Source organism: Tateyamaria pelophila (assembly GCF_019966495.1).
In the GTDB taxonomy this organism is placed as follows: Bacteria; Pseudomonadota; Alphaproteobacteria; order Rhodobacterales; family Rhodobacteraceae; genus Tateyamaria; species Tateyamaria pelophila.
In genome coordinates this window covers 55,818-75,517 of the sequence record NZ_JAIMIA010000007.1, presented here as the reverse complement: position 1 = coordinate 75,517, position 19,700 = coordinate 55,818, and the positions used below count along the sequence as shown (strand labels likewise).

General features: G+C 60.2%; 19 protein-coding genes. 10 read left to right on the top strand and 9 right to left on the bottom strand.

All coding sequences use genetic code 11. The annotated features are described in order from the left end of the window. The first annotated feature begins 12 nt into the window (after nucleotides 1–12). The 3 genes from rpsR to LC354_RS04275 all read left to right on the top strand — a co-directional run bounded on the left by rpsR (nucleotide 13) and on the right by LC354_RS04275 (nucleotide 1,662). Nucleotides 13–240 (top strand): 30S ribosomal protein S18, encoded by a 228-nt coding sequence (gene rpsR, locus LC354_RS04285; protein ID WP_005852865.1) that lies wholly within the window; start codon nucleotides 13–15, stop codon nucleotides 238–240. A 12-nt stretch (nucleotides 241–252) separates the two neighbouring features. Beyond that, complete coding sequence (gene rplI, locus LC354_RS04280) at nucleotides 253–882, top strand: 50S ribosomal protein L9 (RefSeq protein ID WP_223421610.1); 630 nt, start codon at nucleotides 253–255, stop codon at nucleotides 880–882. A gap of 300 nt (nucleotides 883–1,182) precedes the next feature. Next, nucleotides 1,183–1,662, top strand: a complete 480-nt coding sequence (locus tag LC354_RS04275; RefSeq protein ID WP_223421609.1) for a DUF4329 domain-containing protein — start codon at nucleotides 1,183–1,185, stop codon at nucleotides 1,660–1,662. Nucleotides 1,663–1,768: 106 nt separating this feature from the next. Here LC354_RS04275 and tig read toward each other — a convergent pair whose 3' ends face one another. Further along, complete coding sequence (gene tig, locus LC354_RS04270) at nucleotides 1,769–3,100, bottom strand: trigger factor (protein ID WP_223421608.1); 1,332 nt, start codon at nucleotides 3,098–3,100, stop codon at nucleotides 1,769–1,771. A gap of 283 nt (nucleotides 3,101–3,383) precedes the next feature. Between tig and LC354_RS04265 the strand changes: the two genes are divergently transcribed. From LC354_RS04265 to LC354_RS04235, 7 genes are read left to right on the top strand one after another with little or no spacing between them, the layout of a single operon-like run. Then, nucleotides 3,384–4,334 carry a LacI family DNA-binding transcriptional regulator gene (locus LC354_RS04265; protein ID WP_223421607.1) on the top strand — a complete coding sequence of 317 codons (951 nt, stop codon included), beginning with the start codon at nucleotides 3,384–3,386 and terminating at the stop codon, nucleotides 4,332–4,334. A 19-nt stretch (nucleotides 4,335–4,353) separates the two neighbouring features. Beyond that, a complete protein-coding gene (locus LC354_RS04260; protein WP_223421606.1) occupies nucleotides 4,354–5,373 on the top strand; it encodes an extracellular solute-binding protein in 1,020 nt (339 codons plus the stop codon). Nucleotides 5,374–5,430: 57 nt separating this feature from the next. Further along, nucleotides 5,431–6,252: an ABC transporter permease gene (locus tag LC354_RS04255; RefSeq protein WP_223421605.1), complete on the top strand. Its 822-nt coding sequence runs from the start codon at nucleotides 5,431–5,433 to the stop codon at nucleotides 6,250–6,252. A 3-nt stretch (nucleotides 6,253–6,255) separates the two neighbouring features. After that, nucleotides 6,256–7,032 (top strand): ABC transporter permease, encoded by a 777-nt coding sequence (locus LC354_RS04250; protein ID WP_223421604.1) that lies wholly within the window; start codon nucleotides 6,256–6,258, stop codon nucleotides 7,030–7,032. Continuing rightward, on the top strand, nucleotides 7,025–8,038 hold the full coding sequence (locus tag LC354_RS04245) for an ABC transporter ATP-binding protein (protein WP_223421603.1): 1,014 nt from the start codon (nucleotides 7,025–7,027) through the stop codon (nucleotides 8,036–8,038). Before LC354_RS04250 ends, LC354_RS04245 begins: the two co-directional genes overlap by 8 nt. Further along, nucleotides 8,035–8,937 (top strand): nucleoside hydrolase, encoded by a 903-nt coding sequence (locus tag LC354_RS04240; protein WP_223421602.1) that lies wholly within the window; start codon nucleotides 8,035–8,037, stop codon nucleotides 8,935–8,937. Before LC354_RS04245 ends, LC354_RS04240 begins: the two co-directional genes overlap by 4 nt. Further along, on the top strand, nucleotides 8,927–10,702 hold the full coding sequence (locus LC354_RS04235; protein WP_223421601.1) for an adenine deaminase: 1,776 nt from the start codon (nucleotides 8,927–8,929) through the stop codon (nucleotides 10,700–10,702). The genes LC354_RS04240 and LC354_RS04235 overlap by 11 nt, the downstream gene beginning before the upstream one ends. Before the next feature lie 119 nt (nucleotides 10,703–10,821). Here LC354_RS04235 and LC354_RS04230 read toward each other — a convergent pair whose 3' ends face one another. The 8 genes from LC354_RS04230 to LC354_RS04195 all read right to left on the bottom strand — a co-directional run bounded on the left by LC354_RS04230 (nucleotide 10,822) and on the right by LC354_RS04195 (nucleotide 19,486). Then, entirely contained in the window at nucleotides 10,822–11,274 is a 453-nt protein-coding gene (locus tag LC354_RS04230) for an SRPBCC family protein (protein ID WP_223421600.1), read from the bottom strand. A gap of 229 nt (nucleotides 11,275–11,503) precedes the next feature. Beyond that, nucleotides 11,504–12,286 (bottom strand): XdhC family protein, encoded by a 783-nt coding sequence (locus LC354_RS04225; RefSeq protein ID WP_223421599.1) that lies wholly within the window; start codon nucleotides 12,284–12,286, stop codon nucleotides 11,504–11,506. A 38-nt stretch (nucleotides 12,287–12,324) separates the two neighbouring features. Then, entirely contained in the window at nucleotides 12,325–13,512 is a 1,188-nt protein-coding gene (locus LC354_RS04220; RefSeq protein ID WP_223421598.1) for a vWA domain-containing protein, read from the bottom strand. Then, complete coding sequence (locus LC354_RS04215; RefSeq protein WP_223421597.1) at nucleotides 13,509–14,387, bottom strand: AAA family ATPase; 879 nt, start codon at nucleotides 14,385–14,387, stop codon at nucleotides 13,509–13,511. Before LC354_RS04215 ends, LC354_RS04220 begins: the two co-directional genes overlap by 4 nt. A gap of 39 nt (nucleotides 14,388–14,426) precedes the next feature. Beyond that, a complete protein-coding gene (locus tag LC354_RS04210) occupies nucleotides 14,427–16,841 on the bottom strand; it encodes an aerobic carbon-monoxide dehydrogenase large subunit (protein WP_223421596.1) in 2,415 nt (804 codons plus the stop codon). Then, nucleotides 16,838–17,329 carry a (2Fe-2S)-binding protein gene (locus LC354_RS04205; RefSeq protein WP_223421595.1) on the bottom strand — a complete coding sequence of 164 codons (492 nt, stop codon included), beginning with the start codon at nucleotides 17,327–17,329 and terminating at the stop codon, nucleotides 16,838–16,840. The genes LC354_RS04210 and LC354_RS04205 overlap by 4 nt, the downstream gene beginning before the upstream one ends. A gap of 13 nt (nucleotides 17,330–17,342) precedes the next feature. After that, the gene (locus LC354_RS04200) at nucleotides 17,343–18,197 is read right to left on the bottom strand and encodes an FAD binding domain-containing protein (RefSeq protein ID WP_223421594.1); all 855 of its coding nucleotides are present in this window, start codon (nucleotides 18,195–18,197) and stop codon (nucleotides 17,343–17,345) included. A gap of 164 nt (nucleotides 18,198–18,361) precedes the next feature. Then, a complete protein-coding gene (locus LC354_RS04195) occupies nucleotides 18,362–19,486 on the bottom strand; it encodes an MHYT domain-containing protein (RefSeq protein ID WP_223421593.1) in 1,125 nt (374 codons plus the stop codon). Nucleotides 19,487–19,700: the final 214 nt, after the last annotated feature.

Below are 19,700 nucleotides of genomic sequence, written 5' to 3'. Positions count from 1 at the left end.
AGGAGCTAAACCATGGCTGCAAAACCATTTTTCCGCCGTCGCAAGGTCTGCCCGTTCTCGGGTGATAATGCCCCTGCGATCGATTACAAAGACACACGCCTGCTGCAACGCTACATCTCCGAGCGTGGCAAGATCGTGCCGTCCCGTATCACCGCCGTCTCGGCCAAGAAGCAACGTGAACTGGCCCGTGCCATCAAGCGCGCCCGCTTCCTCGCCCTGCTGCCCTATGCTGTGAAGTAAGGAGTATCTGATATGCAAGTGATCCTTCTCGAACGTGTGGCCAAACTGGGCCAGATGGGCGACGTCGTGGACGTCAAATCCGGATACGCCCGCAATTTTCTGCTGCCGCAGAAAAAGGCGCTGAGCGCATCCAAAGAGAACATTGCCAATTTCGAAGCACAAAAAGTGCAGCTCGAAGCGCAAAACCTCGAGACCCGCAAAGAAGCCGAAGCCATGGGCGACAAGCTGCATGGACAGCAGTTCATCGTGATTCGCCAGGCGTCGGACGGCGGCAACCTCTACGGCTCGGTCACACCGCGTGACGCCGCCGAAGCCGCCACCGCCGAAGGGTTTACCGTCGATCGCAAACAGATCGTCATTGCCCAACCGATCAAGGAACTAGGTGTTCATGACGTGCATATCGTTCTGCACCCGGAGGTCGATGTGACGATCCAGTTGAACGTCGCGCGCTCGCCTGAAGAGGCTGAATTGCAAGCGTCCGGAAAATCGATCCAGGAACTGGCGGCCGAAGAAGAAGCAGCCGCTGATTTCGAAATCGCCGAATTGTTCGATGATATCGGTGCCGCGGCATCCGAGGACGATGACCTGGCCGAAACCGTCGAAGAGGCATTGCCAGACGCGGATGAAGAGCCTCGGGCCTGATCGTATCCGGCAAGCGTAAATTTTTGAGAAGGCCGTGCTTTTACAGCGCGGCCTTTTTTCTACGATACCGTCCGGCAGGACCCCAAACAGGGGGCCAGCCCCCTCGGCCTGCGGCCTCACCCCCGGGATTTTCAGGAACAGAGAAGGCCGGAGTAGTCCTTTGCTCATGAGTAAAACCCTGTCCGAGGATATGCGGACGCGTTTGACAAGCGCTTCTGCCTGAGCGACCATCCCACCATGCGCGTTTTGTTCATTTGTCTCGCTCTGTCCGCTTGTGCTCAGGACCTTCAATCGGTGCAGATGAGCGAGCGCAGTATACCTCAGACCGCTGAGGAGATTGCCTTTGTCACGCAGTTGTTCAACGACATCCAACCGATATCCTTTGCCGAGCAACGCGAATATTGCGGCCTGATCGGCGTGCAGCCAGACGGGCAGTTTGTGGCGACGACCCCGCGAAAGGGCAATCAAGCCTCCTGTTTGCCCCCCTCCCCGAAATGGCAGAGCATTCAGGTCATAGCATCCTATCATACCCACGGTGCAGCCGATCTGGAATATTTCACCGAGGTTCCGTCCTTCGACGATATGCGCACCGATATCGAAGACGATACGGACGGCTACATTGCCACCCCCGGCGGGCGGATTTGGTATGTGGATGCGCGCGCCAGGATCGCACGGCAACTGTGTGGTGTAGGATGCATTCTTGCGGATCCCGCACATATGGAAGATCCGGACATGATCGTACAGCAGGACTATACACTGCAGGAGTTGCTGGCCTTCTGACGGGGCTTTGTGAAGCTTGAAGCGTCAGTCCATGTCTTGATGCGATAGAACAAAAAAGGGCCGGTCCTTGCAGACCGGCCCTCAACCCATGCATGGACGTACTGGGTTATTCGTCTTCCAGCGCTTCAACCGCTTTTTGCAGGTCGTCTTTGGTGGCGTCCTTATCGGTGACCGTGGCATTTTCAAAAATGTAATCGACCACTTTATCTTCGAACAGCGGCGCGCGCAGTTGCTGTTGCATCTGCTGGTTTTGCTGAACGAATTCAAAGAACTGGCGCTCCTGCCCCGGATACTGACGGGCCTGCGCCATGATCGCCTGGCTCATCTCGGCGTCGGTGATTTCCACCTTGGCCTTCTGCCCCAATTCCGCCAACAACAGGCCCAGTCGCACGCGGCGTTCGGCCAGTTCCTTGTGCTCGTCGGTCGCTTCGATCTCGGGGTGATCGTGGCCCTCAACCTCCGGGTTTTCCTCGTGCCAGAGCTGATGCGCGATCTGGTTGGCTTCGGCCATGACCAGCGATGGCGGCAGATCAAAGCTGACGGCCTTGTCCAATTGGTCCAACAACGCGCGTTTCATCACTGCACGGGCGGCACCGGCATATTCGCCTTCGAGCTGCTCACCGATCCGCGTTTTCAGCGAAGCGAGGTCTTCGGCGCCGTATTTCGTGGCCAACTCGTCGTTCACCTCGGCGGCAACGGGCTCTTTGACCTCTTTGATCGTGCAGTCGAACACGGCTTCTTTGCCGGCAAGGTGATCCGCCTGATAGTCCTCGGGGAAAGACACCGTTACGGCCTTTTCCTCGCCGGCCTTTACGCCAACAAGTTGCTCTTCGAAGCCAGGAATGAAGGAGTTGGAGCCCAGCACGAGCGGATAGTCTTCTGCGGTGCCACCCTCAAACGCTTCGCCGTCGACTTTGCCGACAAAGTCCATCACGACCTGATCGCCGTCCTTGGCTTTGGAGCCCTTCTTGCGCGCTTTGAAATCCTGCGCGCTTTCCGCCAGCGACGCCAGTGTTTCTTCGATGGCCGCGTCGTCGGCCTTGACCACCATACGCTCCAGCGTCAGCGCGCTCATATCCACTTCAGGGATTTCGGGCAGCGCTTCGTAGGACAGGTCTACGGCGACATCGTCGCCTTCTTTCCAGTCCTCGTTGGTCATCTTGACCTCAGGCTGCATCGCGGGCCGGTCGCCCGTCGCCTCAAAATGTTCCGACATCGCGCCGTCGATGCTTTCCTGCATCGCTTCGCCCATCAAGCGTTGGCCAAACTGCTTTTTCAACAGGGCCATCGGCACTTTGCCTTTGCGAAACCCCTTCATTTCAACTTCGGGCTGCGCTTCGACGAGCTTTTCGTTGACCTTGGCGTCCAGCTCTGCGGCGGTCACGGTAATGGCGTAGCCGCGTTTCAGACCTTCGTTCAGCGTCTCGGTGACCTGCATGTGTGCTCCCATAGCAATAAGGCCCCGTGCGGGGCTTTTTGTAAATTCGCGTCCTTCTATGCAGGGCGTGGACCATGTGCAAGCGGATAGGCACGCGATGCCGCAAAAGCACGAGATTTGGCGCCCGGAACCGGGCCCATCGCGGTCTGGTCCCTTCTGAAAGCTTCAGGCTAAGCATGAATGCGCGATAAAGGCCGGGCGCGCGCTCGTTTAAGGGCCATTCTTAGAGATTGACCCGGAGCATTCTCAAGATTAATCGTTTAATCTCATCAATGAGAGAGTCATGGTCAGCATCAAGGATATCGCTTCCGATCTGGGGATTACTGCCGCGACCGTTTCCAACGCGCTCAGCGGCAAGGGACGCGTGTCGCAAGACATGGTCCAACGGATCCGTGCCCGGGCCGACGAATTGGGCTATCGGCCCAACCTTGCCGGGCGGGCATTGCGCAGTGGTCGGACCGGCATTCTGGGATTGGTGATGCCCGACCTGACCAACCCGCTTTTCCCCCGCATCGCCCAAACGATTTCCAACGAGGCGGACGCCAGACAGTTGGGCATTCTGATTGCCGACTCGCGCGGCAGTGCCGCCGAACAAAGTGCAGCGCTCCGCCGCTTGCTCAACCTTGGTGTCGATGGCCTGCTGGTCGTCCCGCAGAAAGGTACCTCGCCTGATCCAATGCCGGTGCCCGTGGCCGTCATCAATACCCAATCCGATCCGCAAAACGCCGTGTCGGCGGATCACGTCGGCGGCGGTGCCTTGATTGCACGGCATATCGCGGAGATCGGCCATCGCCACCTTCTGTTGCTGGGCGGTGATCCAGTGTCAGAGGTACAGAGCGACCGGATCAAGGGTATGACTTCAGCCCTGCCCGCCGATATACAGGTCGACGTTCTGTGGGGCGCGGACGGTCTGGCCGCAGTGCCCGAGCGGATCAGCCAGGGCGTCACTGCCATCCTGACCACCTCGGACCTGATCGCGCTACAGGTTCATTCCAGCCTGTTGCGGGCACAAATCCCCGTTCCGGACCGGGTCAGCCTGACGGGCTTCGACAATATGTCGATCTCGTCCATCATGCATCCAAGGCTCACCACCGTCGCGCAGAACGTCGAAGACATCGCTGCCCGCGCCATCGCAATCATCACCGCGATGATCGCCGGAACGCCCCCGCCACATTTGGGCGAAGTTGTTCCCATGCGCCTCGTCATCCGCCAATCCACCGCAATCCCAAACTAAGCCGAACAGGAGACTTCACATGACAAAGACCCTCGCTCTCGCCGCATCCACACTGGCCCTCATGGCCGCCAGTGCAAACGCCCAGGAAACCCTGACCATATCGGTCTATTCCTTTGCGCAGGACGCCTACAAGGAAGCGCTTTACGACCCGTTCGAGGAAATCTGCGGTTGCGAACTGGTGATCGAGACCGGCAACAGCGTCGAGCGCATGGCCAAGATCGAAGCCAACGCCGCCGACCCGGTGATCGACATGGCGGTGATCTCCAGCCACGACGCGCTGAGTTTGGCCCAGAAAGGTCTGCTGCAACCGCTCGACACCTCGAAACTGTCCAATTTTGACCGGCTCTATCCCGCCGCCCAAAACCCGATCGGCGATAATATGGCCGTTGGATATACGTTCTATGCCAGCTCCATCGTCTACCGTTCCGATCTGGTCGAAATCGACAGCTGGGGGGACCTGTTGGGCCCGGAACTGGCCGGAAACGTGTCGCTGCCCAACATCACGGGCACCCAGGGGCCGCTGACACTCATGATGCTGGACAAGGCCATGGGTGGCGACGGTCAGGACTTCTCCGGCGTGATCTCCCGGATCGGGGAAAGCGCGGATGACATCGTAACGTTCTACTCTCGCTCGTCCGAGTTGGCGCAATTGATGAACCAGGAAGAAGTCATCGCCGCCCCCGTGGGCCGCTTTGCCTGGAGCCGCTTTCGCAGCTCGCCCCTGCCCTTTGCATGGGCCGAACCCGCCGAAGGTCAGGCGGGCGGTATGAACGTCATGCTGATGACGGCCAACAATGGCAACGAAGAGCTGGCGTACAAGCTGATGGATTACTGGCTGTCCGCCGAAGTGCAGACCCGCATCGCCAACGCGCTGATCGACAGCCCGGCCAATATGGATGTCGTGGTCAGTGACGAGGTTGCCGACAACCTGACCTACGGTGCGGACCTGATCAATTCGCTGAACATCATGGACCCGGCCGCGATCATCGCGAACCGCGATGCATGGGTCGAACAGTGGAACACGGAAGTCATTCAGTAACACGCACCGAGCGGCGCGGGCACACCTGCGCCGTTCGCCTGATCCGGAGACCCGACCATGTTTCTCAATCGCAAAGAAGGTTTGGCGCTTGCCCTGCCAGCGGCGTTCTTCACGCTGCTCTTCTTTCTTGTGCCGGTCGGTATCCTTCTGTCGGTTGCGTTCCAGTCCGATACGGGGTGGAGCCTGAATGGCTATTTCGAGTTTTTCTCCAAACCGCTCAACCGCGCCGTTTTCTGGCGCACCCTGAAACTGGGCCTGCTGGTGGCTGGGGCGTCTGCCATCATCGGCTATGCGGCGGCTTTTTGCATCGTCAGCCTGCCGCCCAAATCCCGCGGGCGCATCTTTGGGCTGGTCGTATTGCCGCTGATGATCTCACCGGTGGCGCGGACCTATGCGTGGATCGTCATTCTGGGCCGCACCGGCATCGTCAACGACGTGATTGTGGGTCTGGGCCTGTCAGACACACCAATCCGGCTGCTGTTCACGGAAACCGCCGTGTTCATCGGATTGTTGCAATTGTTCCTGCCGCTGATGATCATCTCGCTGGTCTCCGCGATGGAAAACATTCCCCGCGATGTCATTCCCGCCGCGCGCGTCCTGGGCGCCAGCTGGCTTCAAGTGTTCTTGCGGGTCATCCTGCCGCTCACCAAAGAAGGCCTCGTGATCGGCGGTACGCTTGTCTTCACCGGGGCGCTGACCGCCTATATCACCCCCGCGATCCTTGGCGGCTCCAAGGTTCTTATGCTCGAGACGCTGCTCTATCAAAAGGTCAACGTGTCCAATGATTTCGTCTCTGCCAGCGTGATCGCGATGATCCTGATCGTCATGTCTTTCACGGCCAATATCGTTCTCAAACGCATCGCTTCGGTCAGGAGATAGCCCATGTCCAGATTGAGCATTTGGATCATCCTCGGGGTCACGCTGACCTTCCTGATCGGTCCCTTCCTGATCGTCATTCTGGCGGGGGCCTCTGCGGGCGAAGCATTGTCCTTCCCGCCCCAAGGCCTGTCACTGAAATGGTACGCCAAGGTGTTCACGGTTGAGAGTTTCCGCGCCAGCTTTGCCCTGTCGATGTTTCTGGCCATCTTCGGCACGCTCACGGCGCTGCTGATTGGCATCCCGGCGGCCTATGCTCTCAATCGTTATGACCTGCCGTGGGCCGAGACGATCCGCACCATCGTGGCCGCCCCCATCATCGTGCCCGGCATTATCGTGGGGCTCGCTCTGCTGCGCTACATCGTGGTACCCTTGAACGTCACGATCACGATGGCGCTCTTTATGGTGCACACAGCGCTTGTGTTGCCCTATGCGGTGCGCGTCGTATCCTCCAGCCTCAATAACCTGCGTGGCGACATGGAAGAGGCCGCCGTGATCCTTGGCTGCACGCGGTTCCAGGCGTTTACCAAGGTCGTGCTGCCCAACATTCGCGGCGGCATACTGGCGGCCTTCATTCTGGGGTTCGTGACCAGCTTCAACGAGGTCCCCGCCTCGCTGTTCCTGTCCGGCCCCGGCGTGCGGACGCTGCCCATCGACATGTTGTCCTACATGGAAATCACCTTCGATCCGTCCGTGGCCGCCCTGTCTGCCATTCTGGCCTTTCTCTCCGTCGCCATCGTTTTTCTGGCCGAAAGGCTGTTGGGATTTTCGCGCTATGTCTGACCGCTTTGTTTCGCTCACCGATCTTGTGTTGTCCTATGGATCGACCGTGGCCGTGCCCAATCTCAACCTCGATATTCACGAGGGCGAGTTGATCGCTCTTTTAGGCCCGTCCGGCTGCGGCAAAACGACGACCATGCGCGCCATCGCGGGGTTGCTGACGCCGACATCCGGATCAATCGAGATTGACGGGCGCGACGTGACGCGGACGCCGGCCAACAAGCGCGGCATTGGTTTGGTGTTTCAGTCCTATGCGCTTTTCCCGCATCTGAGCGCCTTCGAGAATGTCGCCTTCGGCCTGCGCCTGCAAAAGCTCCCGGATGCGCAAGTGCGCGCCAAAACGGAAGCGGGCATGGCGACCGTCGGTCTGACCGGGTTCGAGAGCCGCAAACCGGCCGAAATGTCGGGCGGTCAGCAACAACGCCTCGCCCTCGCCCGCTCCTTGGTGATGCAACCCAAGGTGCTGCTGCTGGATGAACCGCTGTCCAATCTGGACGCGCGATTGCGTCTTGAGATGCGCAACGAATTGCAACGCGTTCAACGCGACACCGGCGTCACAATGGTCTTTGTCACCCACGACCAGTCCGAAGCCTTGGCGTTGGCCGACCGCATCGTTTTGATGAACGATGGCAAGATAGAGCAACTGGGCACGGCCCGGGAGCTTTATGCCGCGCCCGAAACAGCCTTTGCCGCCGATTTCATGGGGTTCGAGAACATCTTTCACGTCGAAGGCGGCCACCTCGTCAACGGGTCCGCGCGTCTGCCGCTTGGCTTTACAACAGACGCGCCCGTATTGGCATGGCGCCCCAGTGGCGTTTCTGTCGGCGCGGGGCCGTATTCCGGTAAGGTGCGCAGCAGCAGTTTCGCAGGCGGACACCGCGAATACGTGCTCGACAGTCCCTTGGGCGAGATCAAGGCAGATGCAAGTATCGAGACAGCAGAAGTGCCCATCGGCCAGAGCATCGCCTTTGACCTGCCCCAGGACACTGCGCGGCGTTTGATGGCATGACGGAGGTCTGGGTCGATACGGATTTCGGGTTTGATGACCTTTGGGCCATCCTGTTGCTGCGCCGACAGGACGTGCGCATTGCGGGTCTGTCGCTGACATATGGATGCGCGACGCGAGACTGCGCCATCGCGAATGCACTTGGCGCACGCACCGTGTTTGACCTGAATATCCCCCTTTTCGCGGGCGCTGATCGCCCCATGGTCCGCGCCTTTGAGACGGCGGAACGCATATTGGGGCCGACAGGTATGCGCAGCCGAGGGCAACAGCTTCCGCAGCCCACCGAAATCCCTGATCTACCACCGGCATTGGAAGGCCTGTTGACGTGGGTGCAGCGCACGCAAGACCCCACGCTCCTCGCCATCGGCCCGCTCACCACTGTCGCACACCTTGTTCTGCACCATCCAGAAGACGCACAAACGCTCAGCCGCATCGTCTGGATGGGCGGCAGCAATGGGCCGGGCAATCACTCTGCGGCGGCGGAGTTCAACAGCCTCGCCGATCCCGAGGCCGCAGACATCGTGGCCAGGTCCGGCATCCCGCTGGATGTGATCGATCTGGAAATCTGTCGTCAGGTGACCTTCGGCCCCGCGGACATGCCGGACATGACCCAACCATCTGCCGACCTGCTGGGCGGATATCTCGATATCGCGCTGGACCGCGGGCGGGAAAAAATGGCGATCTACGATCCGATTGCCGCCCTCGCCTTCTCAGCGCCGCATATGATGGATTTTACCCCGATGGCGCTGGATGTGTGCACCACGCCGGGTGCGGATTATGGCGCGACCCGTTTCACGCCCGACCTGTCATCGACCACCCGCCTCGCAACCGCTTGCCCCCCCGACACGGCGATGGTCTGCCTCGCCGCCCTCGCAACACAAGGCCGCTCCCATGCCCCATGACGCCAACCTGACCGACCCGGGCTTGCGCGCCCGCGCAGTCCAAGCCGCGCGCGGCGCAACTCCATTCGACGTTCTGATCGAGAACGGCACCGTGATCGACATGGTCACGGGCGAAGAACGCGCCGCAGATATCGGCCTTGTCGGGCCCTTGATCGCCTCGGTGCATGCTCCCAACGCCCGAGAGGCTGAAAAGCGCATCGACGCGACCGGCCGCTTTGTCGTCCCGGGGCTGATCGACACCCACATGCATGTCGAAAGCTCGATGGTGACGCCCGCAGAATATGCGGCGCATGTTCTGCCGCGCGGGGTAACAACGGCGCTGTGGGACCCGCACGAGTTTGCCAATGTCGCTGGATTGGACGGGATGGGCTATGCCCTCGCCTGTGCAGCGGCGGCAGCGCTACGGTTCCTGCCTTTGGCCCCCACCTGTGTGCCCTCTGCGCCCGGATTTGAACAAAGCGGCGGCGATTTCGACCGCGAAACCGTGGCCAGGCTGCTGGCCCGCCCCGACATTCACGGTGCTGCGGAAATGATGACGATGGACCCGCTTTTGAGCGGCGATCCCAGGGTCGCGGGCATCGTCGGAGCAGGGTTGGCCAGCGGCAAGCGCGTCTGCGGCCATGCGCGCGGTCTGAGCGGCAACGATCTGAACGCCTACGCCGCGGCGGGGGTCGAAACCGATCACGAACTGACCTCCGCGGCGGATTTTCTGGAAAAGCTGCGCGCCGGTCTGACAATCGAATTGCGCGGCTCCCATACCCATCTGTTGCCGGAATTCGCAGAGGCGATCCTTGCGCTGGGTCACATGCCCCAGACCGTCACCCTGTGCACCGATGACGTCTTTCCCGATGACCTGCTGGCCAAGGGTGGGCTGGATCAGGTGATCCGGCACCTGATTGCGCTCAACTTGCCGGCGGCCTGGGTCTACCGCGCGGCGACGCTGAATGCGGCAACCCGCATCGGGCGCCCGGATCTTGGGCTCGTAGCGCCCGGCAAACGCGCCGATCTGGTGATCCTGACAGACCGCGACGACGTCCGGGCCGAAACGGTCGTGCTGGATGGGAACATCGTGGCGCGGGATGGCCTCCTGCTGGCTGCTCAAACGGCGCCGCGCGTGCCTGAACGCCTGTCGCATTCCGTGTCCCTGACCCGGCTTGGCCCGGATGCGTTCGAAGTGTCCAGTACCGCCCCCACGGCCCGTGTTGCCACCTTGTCCAAGCCGCGCTTTCCCGAATGGAGCGAACGCACGCTCACGACCTCGGGCGGCACACTGGATCTTCCGCAAGACATGATCCGCATGGCGATCGTAAACCGTTACGCGGCGGACGCGCCCGTGCGTGTGGCATTGATGGAAAACTGGGGCACATGGACCGGCGCGTTTGCTTCGACAGTGTCCCATGACAGCCATAATCTCACGGTGTTCGGCACGGATGCACAAACGATGGCCGCGGCCGCGACTGCAGTTCTGGAATCGCAAGGGGGCATGGCCGTGGCACACAACGGTGTTGTCCTGCAACATATGGCGCTGCCCATTGCGGGTCTGATCAGTCCCGCGCGGCTCGCTGATGTGGCCCGTGATTTCAGGGCGGTGCGCGACGCGTTGGATCAGTGTGTGACCTGGGAGCCGCCCTTTCTGGTGTTCAAGGCGCTCTTCGGGGCGTCTCTGGTCTGCAATGCCGGACCGAGGCTGAGCGATATCGGAATCGTGGACCCATTCGAAAATATCATTTTGGAAAGCTGCATTCTCGACGCGCAACCGGGCTAAGAGATCGCGCTTGCGGCAGTCTGTACGGACTGTCGGTCCGTGACACCTGAAAGACAGCGCGGTCTTGTTGGACCGCGGTCATCCGCCATCCAAGATCGGTGCAGTCGCTTCGACCAGCCTCAGACCGTCTCCTGCGAGCCGACACGCTCGGCAAAGCTCTTGAAGAACTTGGCCGCGAGTTTCTTGGCCGTCCCCTGAATGAGACGGCTGCCCAGTTGTGCAAGCTTGCCCCCGATCTCGGCGGTCGCATTGTACTTCAAAAGTGTGCCGTCAGGATGGTCCTCAAGCACGACCTCCGCGCCGCCCTTGGCAAAACCCGCGGCTCCGCCATTGCCGGTTCCGGTCAGCGAAAACCGCTCTGGTGGCGCGTCCGGGTTGAGCGTGACATTCCCGTTGAACTTGGCCTTCACAGGGCCGATCTTGAGGACAACCCTGGCTTCCAACTCGGTGTCGGACGTTTTGACCAACTCCTCGCAACCGGGAATGCAGTCCTTCAGGATTTCGGGATCGTTCAGGGCCGCGTAGACGACGGCCTGAGGGGCATTTATGACGATTTCGTCTCTGAGTTCCATGGGTGGTGTCCTTTTCTCAGCAGCAAGGGAATTTGATTGATGCCAGCAGATCGGCCTGCTCTTTGGTCAGTGGGGAAAACACGCGTCCTGTGATCCGCGTCGCGGCACGCCTCAGCCAGGTCATGGACAGTTCTCCTGCGTCATTGCAGGGCAAGCAACCGCGAGCCTGCGCGACACAGCCAATTCGCCCACCCTGTCCAAACGCGTGGCCGGTACAATGGCTGCGCACTCACGCATCCCGCACCTGACCGTGTGTCAGTCCGGCCCGGCGCAATCGGGTAATCTGTGCCAGAATGGACAATGCGATTTCGTCAGGCGTGATCGCGTTGATATCCAATCCGGCGGGTGCGTGAACCGTCCGCAAGGCGGGTTCAAGATCAGCGTTTTCGGCCACCAGCCTGGCCGCCAATGTCTTGAATTTCTTGCGACTGCCGACAAAGCTCACATAGCTGCAATCGGTGGACACGGCGGCCCGCAATGCGTTCTGGTCCCCCTGGCCCTGGGTCGCAACAACAACGAAACCGCTGGTGTCAAAGTCAAAGCCCCGCGTGACGTCCGCATCCGTTTCGATCCCCTCCGCTGCATGGACTGCAACCTTGAAATCAAAGCGCGTTGCAAGGCTGGCCAGCGCCATGGCTACCAGACCCGTGCCGCAGATCACCATTTCCGGCAACGGCAGAACAGGTTCGACAAACACATCCATCGTCCCCTTGGAGGGGCAACCATTGCGGGCAAAACGGACGCCGTCGCGCACTTCTCCGACCGCCACGCCCTCGGTCTCCAAAAGCTCCTGCGGGCGCAGGGAAATCAGTTGCGGATCACCACTGCTGATGGCATCCCGTGCGGCCTTGCCCACGGCACCGCGCGCGCATCCGCCGCCGACCCAACCCAGCAGGATTTTCCCATCTCGGTCCAGCAGCGCCTTCCCCCCCGGCCTGGCCGAGGTCGCATCGACCGTGCGCACGACCGTCGCCATGGCAAAAGGCACGCCCTTGGCCTTCAGCTCTTGCATCGTTGCCTCAAGACGGGCGTGATCAGAGCGTGAGAGAGTCATAGCCGCGCCAACGTGGTTTCCAACGCGGCCAGATCGTTCAACGTGGTGGCCGCCGCAAAGGCATCAAGGTGGGGCAAGGCCGTTGCCATGCCGCGCGCGACGGGTTTGTAGTCTTTCCAGCCTTTCAGTGGGTTCAGCCACACGATCTTGCATCCGCGCCGCTTCAGTTTGGCCAAGGCCGTACCCAGTATTTCAGGGCTGTCACTGTCATAGCCGTCCGACAGGATCACAACGACGCTGCGCCCGTCGACAAAATTGCGCGCATAGCTGCCCGCAAACTGCTGAAGGTTCACACCGATTTTCGAGCCGCCGCCAAAGCCATCGGCCAAAAGCGTGATCCGGTTGAGCGCGCGCAGAGGATCATCATCGCGCAGTGCATTGGTGATCCGCACGAGACGGGTATGAAACAGGTACGCATCGCTCGCGCTGTCGGCGCGCATCAAACCCGCAAGGAAGGCCAGAAAGGGACGCGCGTAGTTCATCATCGACCCCGACACATCGCAAAGTGCGACGATTTTCAAAGGTCGCTCTGGCCGTTTGCGTTTGGCGAGGCGCAAGGGTTCACCCCCCGAGGACAGGCTGTGACGCATGGTCCGGCGCAAGTCGATCAGCGCACCCTTTTTTGCGGCCTTGCGCCGTCGCGACCGACGATCCCGCAAGGCTTTGCCAAGACGCATGGCAACCTGTTCGGCGGCCCGGATATCCTCGGCCGACACCATCTCGCGCAGGTCTTTCTTCATCAGGTTTCTTGCTTTGGATGCCACAAGCTTGCCCGTGCCCTCGGCATAGCTTTCCTCGCCATCGTCGCCCTCTTCCGGTGCGTGGATCGAGCCATCTCCGGAACTTTTCTGCGTCTCGTCCGTGCGTGAGTTTTTCATATTCTGCTGGGGCGTGGTCTGGTCGGAGGGCATGATCTTGTGCCGCACCCGGCCTTCCGCCCGCCAAAATGCATCAAACAACAAATCAAACTGCGCCACATCTTCGGCAGACCCCGCGCAGACCGATTTCAGCGCAAGCCGCGCGTCGGATGGATCAATCGGGTTCACACAGGACAAGGCGCGCAGGGCTGTTTCGGTCTCCGCCACGCCCAGCCGAAACCCGTGGTCCCGCAAATGCGCCATGAATCCCGAAACCCGCGCGGCAGGTCCGGGATCGGCGGCGGTGAAACGTGTGACCTTGCTCATGCGGCTTTTCCGGCCAGACGCGACGCGACTTCAATGGGCACGGCTGCCCGGTCGGCGTGCGTCTTGAGCAAAGTTGCCAACGCCGCCTGAAGCACGACGGGATCTTCGGTCAGATCCTTGATCCCCAGCCCCGCCAAGGCGGCAGCAAAGTCGAGCATTTCAGCGATGCCCGGCACTTTCTCCAGCTCTTCTTCGCGAATTTTCTGAACGAAACCGACGATTTGCGCCCCCAGATGCGCCTCAATCCCCGGGCATCGCGCAGCCAGGATCGCCAATTCGGTCACCCGGTCCGGGTAGTCCACATGAGCATAGATGCAACGCCTGCGCAGCGCGTCCGACAGGTCGCGGGTGCCATTGGCCGTGAGGATGACAATGGGACGCGTCGTGGCGCTGATCGTGCCCAGTTCCGGGATCGTGATCTGAAAATCCGAAAGGACTTCCAGCAGATAGGCCTCGAACTCTTCATCTGCCCGGTCGATCTCGTCGATCAACAAGACCGGGGCCTTGTCCTGGCGGATCGCCTTGAGCAACGGCCGCTCCAACAGGTACTCTTCGGAGAATATACGCGCCTCCACCGCCGCACCGGTTTCGCCCGCCTCGGACGCCGCGCGGATCGACAAAAGCTGGCGTTGGTAATTCCATTCGTAGATGGCCTGCGATGCATCCAGCCCCTCATAGCATTGCAGCCGGATCAACTGTGTCTCATTCACGCTCGCCAAAGCGCGCGCCACTTCCGTCTTGCCCACACCAGCGGCCCCTTCCAGTAGAAGAGGCCGCCCGAGAGTGGTGGCAATGTGCAGTGCCGTCGCCAGATCATCGCTGGCGATATAGCCGGTGCTGGCCAATGCAGTCTGAATATCTGTCCAGGATGTCATGGGGTTGCGCGGGGCACGCGGATGCGCCCCGCCCTTTCTTCAATCATGCAGACCAAGATCATTCGCGGTCTTCCAGATGCGCCAGTGATCGTGGGGCATGTTGGTGTGACGATTGCCAAACGGTCGGAACGCATCCTGCACCGCATTTGAAAAGCACGGAACGCCGCCCACATGCGGGCTTTCGCCGACGCCCTTGGCCCCGATCGGGTGATGCGGTGAGGGTGTCACCGTGTGATCGGTCTCGTAGTTTGGCACTTCCCAAGCGGTTGGCAGGAAGAAGTCCATAAGGGTGCCCGTCTTGCAGTTGCCCATATCGTCATAGGCAATCTCCTGGCCCAGGGCGACAGCGAGGGCTTCGGTCAAACCGCCATGGATTTGCCCTTCGATCACCATTGGGTTGATCCGGGTGCCGCAATCGTCCAGCGCATAGAAGCGTTTTATGGTTGGCACGCCCGTATCCACATCAATGTCCATCACACAGACATAGGCACCGAACGGATAGGTCATGTTGGGCGGGTCGTAATAGCTTACCGCCTCCAGACCCGGCTCGATCCCCGGAATGGCCTGATTGTAGGCAGCATAGGCAATCTCGCCCATGGTCTTGAAGCGTTCCGGCGCGCCCTTGACCACAAAACGATCGACGTCGAACTCGACGTCGTCGTCGTGGACCTCAAGCAGATAGGCGGCAATCATCTGCGCCTTGGCACGGATCTTGCGCCCGACCATAGCCGCCGCGGCGCCAGCAACCGGAGTGGACCGCGACCCATAGGTGCCAAGTCCGTACGGCGCCGTATCCGTATCACCTTCTTCGATGGTGATGCTATCCGCTGAAATCCCGATCTCGGAGGCAAGTATTTGCGCGAATGTCGTCGCATGCCCCTGCCCTTGCGAAATCGTGCCCAGCCGCGCAATCGCAGAGCCTGTCGGGTGAATACGGATTTCACAACTGTCAAACATGCCCATCCCGAGGATGTCGCAGTTCTTGACCGGGCCCGCCCCCACGATTTCTGTGAAAAAGCTCAGGCCAATGCCCATGATCGTGCGCGTCTCGCCGCGCTTGAAGGCTTCGACCCGTTCGGCCTGTTCCTTGCGCAGTCCTTCATAGTCAACGGCTTTCAGGGCCTTGTCCCACGCGGTGTGATAATCTCCGCTGTCATATTCCCAGCCAAGCGCGGAATTGTAGGGGAATTGCTCTTTCTTGATGAAGTTGATCCGGCGCAGTTCGGCCGAATCCATGTTCATCTCGATGGCCAGAACCTCGATCATCCGTTCGATGAAATAGACCGCCTCGGTCACCCGGAACGAACACCGATAGGACACGCCGCCCGGTGCCTTGTTGGTGTAAACGCCGTCCACGCCCAGGTAAGCGATCGGGATGTCGTACGACCCCGTGCAGATGTTCATGAAACCCGCCGGGAACTTGGTCGGGTCGGCGCAGGCGTCGAACGCGCCGTGATCGGCCGTCACATGGCAATGCAGCCCGGTGATCTTGCCCTCTTTGGTGGCCGAGATCTTGCCCGTCATCCAGTAATCCCGCGCAAAGGCGGTGGACATCAGGTTTTCCATCCGGTCCTCGACCCATTTGACAGGCACGCCCGTCACGATGGAGGCCACGATGGAGCAGACATAGCCGGGATAGACGCCAACCTTGTTGCCGAAACCGCCGCCGATATCGGGGGAGACAACACGGATATTATGTTCTTCGATGCCCGACAACAGAGACGCAACCGTGCGCACCACGTGCGGTGCCTGAAAGGTGCCCCACAGCGTCAGCTTGCCGTTGACCTTGTCCATACTTGCAACACAGCCGCAGGGTTCAAGCGGGCACGGATGGGTGCGGTGGTAATACATGGATTCTTCGGCCACGATATCCGCGTCGTCAATGACCGCGTTGGTGCCGTCCTCGTCGCCGACTTCCCACGTAAAGATATGGTTGTGGTGTTTGCGCGGCCCGTGCGCGCCGGGTGCGGTTGGATCGAGATCCTCGCGCAGCACGACGTCCGATTTCATCGATGCGAACGGGTCCACGATCACGGGAAGCTCTTCGTACTCGACCTCGACCAGTTCAACCGCGTCCGAGGCAATATAGCGATCCTTGGCCACGACAAAGGCAACCTCCTGGCCCTGAAACAGCACCTTGCCGTCTGCCAGGACCATTTGCTTGTCACCCGCCAGCGTTGGCATCCAATGCAAGCCTAGCGGCTCAAGATCCTTCGCCGTCAGAACCGCGATGACACCGTCCAGCGCCATGGCCGCGTCGGTGTTGATCGACGTGATGCGCGCATGGGCATAGGGCGAGCGCACGAAATCTCCCGTCAGCATGCCCGGCAGGTTCATGTCGTCGACGTAGTTGCCCTTGCCTTGGGTAAAGCGCGCGTCCTCGACCCGTTTGCGCGAACAGCCCAAGCCCTTGAGATTGGCGACGCGGTCGTCACGTGTGACTTCATCCTTCATTGCGCAGCCTCCTTGGCGGCATTCAGTTCAGCGGCAGCCGAAAGAATGGATTTCACGATGTTCTGGTAGCCGGTGCAGCGGCAGATGTTGCCAGCGATGCCAAAGCGGACCTCTTCTTCGGTCGGGTTCGGGTTTTCCTGAAGCAGACGGTGCGCCCGCGTGATCATGCCGGGCGTGCAATAGCCGCATTGAAGGCCGTGATGCTCCTTGAAATTTTCCTGCAAAACGTGGAGGTTATCCGGCGTTCCTAATCCTTCGATTGTAGTGATTTCGGCCCCCTGAGCCTGGGCTGCGAACATCGTGCAGGATTTTACCGACTTGCCGTCCATCTCGACGGTGCAGGCCCCGCAATGGGATGTCTCGCACCCGACATGCGGACCCTTCATGCCCATCTTTTCGCGCAGCACATAGATCAGCAACTCGCGTGGCTCGGCGAGCACTTCCTGCTCTTCTCCGTTCACGGTCAATTTGATGATTTGTTTTGTCATGATCTCTCCTCCCTTACGCCCGTGACCAGGCGCGCTCGATTGCGCGGGCGATGATGATCCCGGCAACGTGCATTTTGAATTCAACGGGGCCGCGATTGTCTTCGGTCGGGTCGATGTCTTCCAAGGCAGCGGCAACAGCCGCCTTGACAGCGGCGGCATCGCAGGTCGTGCCCACGAGCGCCGCATTCGCCGCTTCGGAAAACACGGGCACATCGCTCAGGTTGGTCATCGAGATCGAAGCAGAGGCGACCGTATCGCCGTCCTTGGTGATCAGCGCGGCGCAGGCCGCCGTCGCATAATCTCCGATCTTGCGCTTTTGTTTTTCGTAGGCGTAGCCCGCCGTTGTGGCGTCGAATACGATATGGGTCAGGATTTCTTCGTCATCGCGCTCGGTCATGTAGGCGGCTTCGTAGAAATCACGCGCCTTCGTCGTCCGCGTGCCGTCCGCCCCTTCCAGAACGAAACTGGCGTCCAGGCATTGCATCAGGCCGGGCATGTCGTTGCCCGGATCGCCGTTGGCCACATTCCCGCCGATGGTACCCATGTAGCGCACCTGCGGGTCGGCAATCTGCAATGCTGCTTCGCGCATGATGGGCGCTGCCGCAAACAACGCGTCACTGACGATGATCTCGTGCTGCGTAACCATTGCGCCGATGGTGACCGTTCCTCCATCTATTTTGATCCCCTTGAGCACATCGATATCCTGCAGATCGATCAGATGCGGCACGTCTGCCATGCGCAGTTTCATCATCGGGATCAGACTGTGGCCACCCGCCAGCACACGGGCGTCATCGCCGTGTTCGGCAAGCACGGACAGCGCGCCTGCGATGTCGGATGGTCGGTGATATTCGAATGCGGCTGGTATCATGCGCTGTCCTCCCTGACTGCGGTATTCCGACGCATTCAGCAAAATCTTCGTATCAGAGACGAGCGCAAAGACCTGAAATGCATGGGTTTGCGCACGAAATGCGCATAGCCTGAACGAAGTGCGTATGCAGGTGCAGCAATCTGTTCCGAGTGTCAGCCGCCGTTTCAGATGCCGAAACGTGCGCGCACCTGCTTTAGGTAGGACCGGCTGACCGGTGCCTTATCCAGATGTGCAGACCCGTCAAAGAAACAGACGCCGTTGTCTTTCCTGCGCTCAAAACTCGCGACATGATCAACGTTGACCAGATAACTGCGGTGACAGCGCAGAAAATTCACCTGCGCCAAGCGTTCTTCCACCAGCGTGATGGACCAAGGACAGAACAAGCGTCCCGTCGGGTGATACAGAAACGTATACCGCCCCTCCGCACGCACGGCCGCAACCTCTTCATGGGAGACGAAATGCGTTTGTCCGTTCTTTTCATACGGTAGCCTGACCAGTGCAGGCGCATCGGGTTCCGGTGCCACCGGGGGTCTTTCCGTCGACACCGGCGCGGGGGCGTCAGCGGGTTTGGCCGGGGCCTCGACGTCGCCTGCAAAGGTCACACCGACCAGCAGGAATGCACCCGATATCACGAAGGCCGAAAAGGTCACCCCAAAGGCCAGCATCTCATTGCTGAGCCAAAGGCCCGATGAGGCAGCACCTTCGATCTCGATGAAATGCGTCCCGGCCATCGCGATGAAATGGACCGCAAACACTGTCCCGCCAAAGACGATCGTCCCGATCACGATATTGCGGCTGCCCCGTTTGCTGTAACAGATCCAGAAGGACACGACGCACAGAACAAGGGCGGCGACAATGGCCTGCGCAAGGCCAAGTGTGGCGTAAACCGGCTCCACATCCTGAATGCCTGACATCCCGATATAGTGCATCGCCAGAATTCCCACCCCTGCGCACAGCCCGGCCAGTGAAATGCGCCAAGGCGTGCGTTCACCGAAATGCACAAAGAGCAGGGCGAGGCCCGTTAGCAAAATAGCGACCAGCGCAGACAGCAGCGTCACCAATGCGTCGTAGTGGAACGAGACGGGCAAGGTCATCCCGAGCATGGCCACAAAATGCATCGACCAGATGCCGCCCCCGAGGGCAAAAGCGGACATCGACACGATGACCTTGCGCCGCGCGACGGGCATCCTCGACGCACCCTTGGTCAGCGACAAGCCGGTAAAGGCCGACATCAGCGCGACCGCCAGCGACGCAATGACCAGATAATGATTGTGCCCGTGTTCCAACATCTCTTTCTTATTATATCGGCAAGCCGGGTTTGCAAAATACTCCTTGGGGCAAAGTGCGCTTCTGCGCCAACCACACGGCCCGTCATCGGGATTGGCGTTGCAGAATGCAAAAAAACTTCAAGAGACCATCATAATAGACTGATATTGTTATTTATCACGCAACATGCGTTGATCCCCGCATCCATCTTTCAAACGCCTCTTCGCAAGACGGATC

What these genes read in the sequence shown, in the direction of transcription:
- rpsR (WP_005852865.1), top strand. Translation starts at nt 13, where the DNA reads ATGGCTGCAAAACCATTTTTCCGCCGTCGCAAGGTCTGCCCGTTCTCG.
- rplI (WP_223421610.1), top strand. Translation starts at nt 253, where the DNA reads ATGCAAGTGATCCTTCTCGAACGTGTGGCCAAACTGGGCCAGATGGGC.
- LC354_RS04275 (WP_223421609.1), top strand. Translation starts at nt 1,183, where the DNA reads ATGAGCGAGCGCAGTATACCTCAGACCGCTGAGGAGATTGCCTTTGTC.
- tig (WP_223421608.1), bottom strand. Translation starts at nt 3,100, where the DNA reads ATGCAGGTCACCGAGACGCTGAACGAAGGTCTGAAACGCGGCTACGCC.
- LC354_RS04265 (WP_223421607.1), top strand. Translation starts at nt 3,384, where the DNA reads ATGGTCAGCATCAAGGATATCGCTTCCGATCTGGGGATTACTGCCGCG.
- LC354_RS04260 (WP_223421606.1), top strand. Translation starts at nt 4,354, where the DNA reads ATGACAAAGACCCTCGCTCTCGCCGCATCCACACTGGCCCTCATGGCC.
- LC354_RS04255 (WP_223421605.1), top strand. Translation starts at nt 5,431, where the DNA reads ATGTTTCTCAATCGCAAAGAAGGTTTGGCGCTTGCCCTGCCAGCGGCG.
- LC354_RS04250 (WP_223421604.1), top strand. Translation starts at nt 6,256, where the DNA reads ATGTCCAGATTGAGCATTTGGATCATCCTCGGGGTCACGCTGACCTTC.
- LC354_RS04245 (WP_223421603.1), top strand. Translation starts at nt 7,025, where the DNA reads ATGTCTGACCGCTTTGTTTCGCTCACCGATCTTGTGTTGTCCTATGGA.
- LC354_RS04240 (WP_223421602.1), top strand. Translation starts at nt 8,035, where the DNA reads ATGACGGAGGTCTGGGTCGATACGGATTTCGGGTTTGATGACCTTTGG.
- LC354_RS04235 (WP_223421601.1), top strand. Translation starts at nt 8,927, where the DNA reads ATGCCCCATGACGCCAACCTGACCGACCCGGGCTTGCGCGCCCGCGCA.
- LC354_RS04230 (WP_223421600.1), bottom strand. Translation starts at nt 11,274, where the DNA reads ATGGAACTCAGAGACGAAATCGTCATAAATGCCCCTCAGGCCGTCGTC.
- LC354_RS04225 (WP_223421599.1), bottom strand. Translation starts at nt 12,286, where the DNA reads ATGCAAGAGCTGAAGGCCAAGGGCGTGCCTTTTGCCATGGCGACGGTC.
- LC354_RS04220 (WP_223421598.1), bottom strand. Translation starts at nt 13,512, where the DNA reads ATGAGCAAGGTCACACGTTTCACCGCCGCCGATCCCGGACCTGCCGCG.
- LC354_RS04215 (WP_223421597.1), bottom strand. Translation starts at nt 14,387, where the DNA reads ATGACATCCTGGACAGATATTCAGACTGCATTGGCCAGCACCGGCTAT.
- LC354_RS04210 (WP_223421596.1), bottom strand. Translation starts at nt 16,841, where the DNA reads ATGAAGGATGAAGTCACACGTGACGACCGCGTCGCCAATCTCAAGGGC.
- LC354_RS04205 (WP_223421595.1), bottom strand. Translation starts at nt 17,329, where the DNA reads ATGACAAAACAAATCATCAAATTGACCGTGAACGGAGAAGAGCAGGAA.
- LC354_RS04200 (WP_223421594.1), bottom strand. Translation starts at nt 18,197, where the DNA reads ATGATACCAGCCGCATTCGAATATCACCGACCATCCGACATCGCAGGC.
- LC354_RS04195 (WP_223421593.1), bottom strand. Translation starts at nt 19,486, where the DNA reads ATGTTGGAACACGGGCACAATCATTATCTGGTCATTGCGTCGCTGGCG.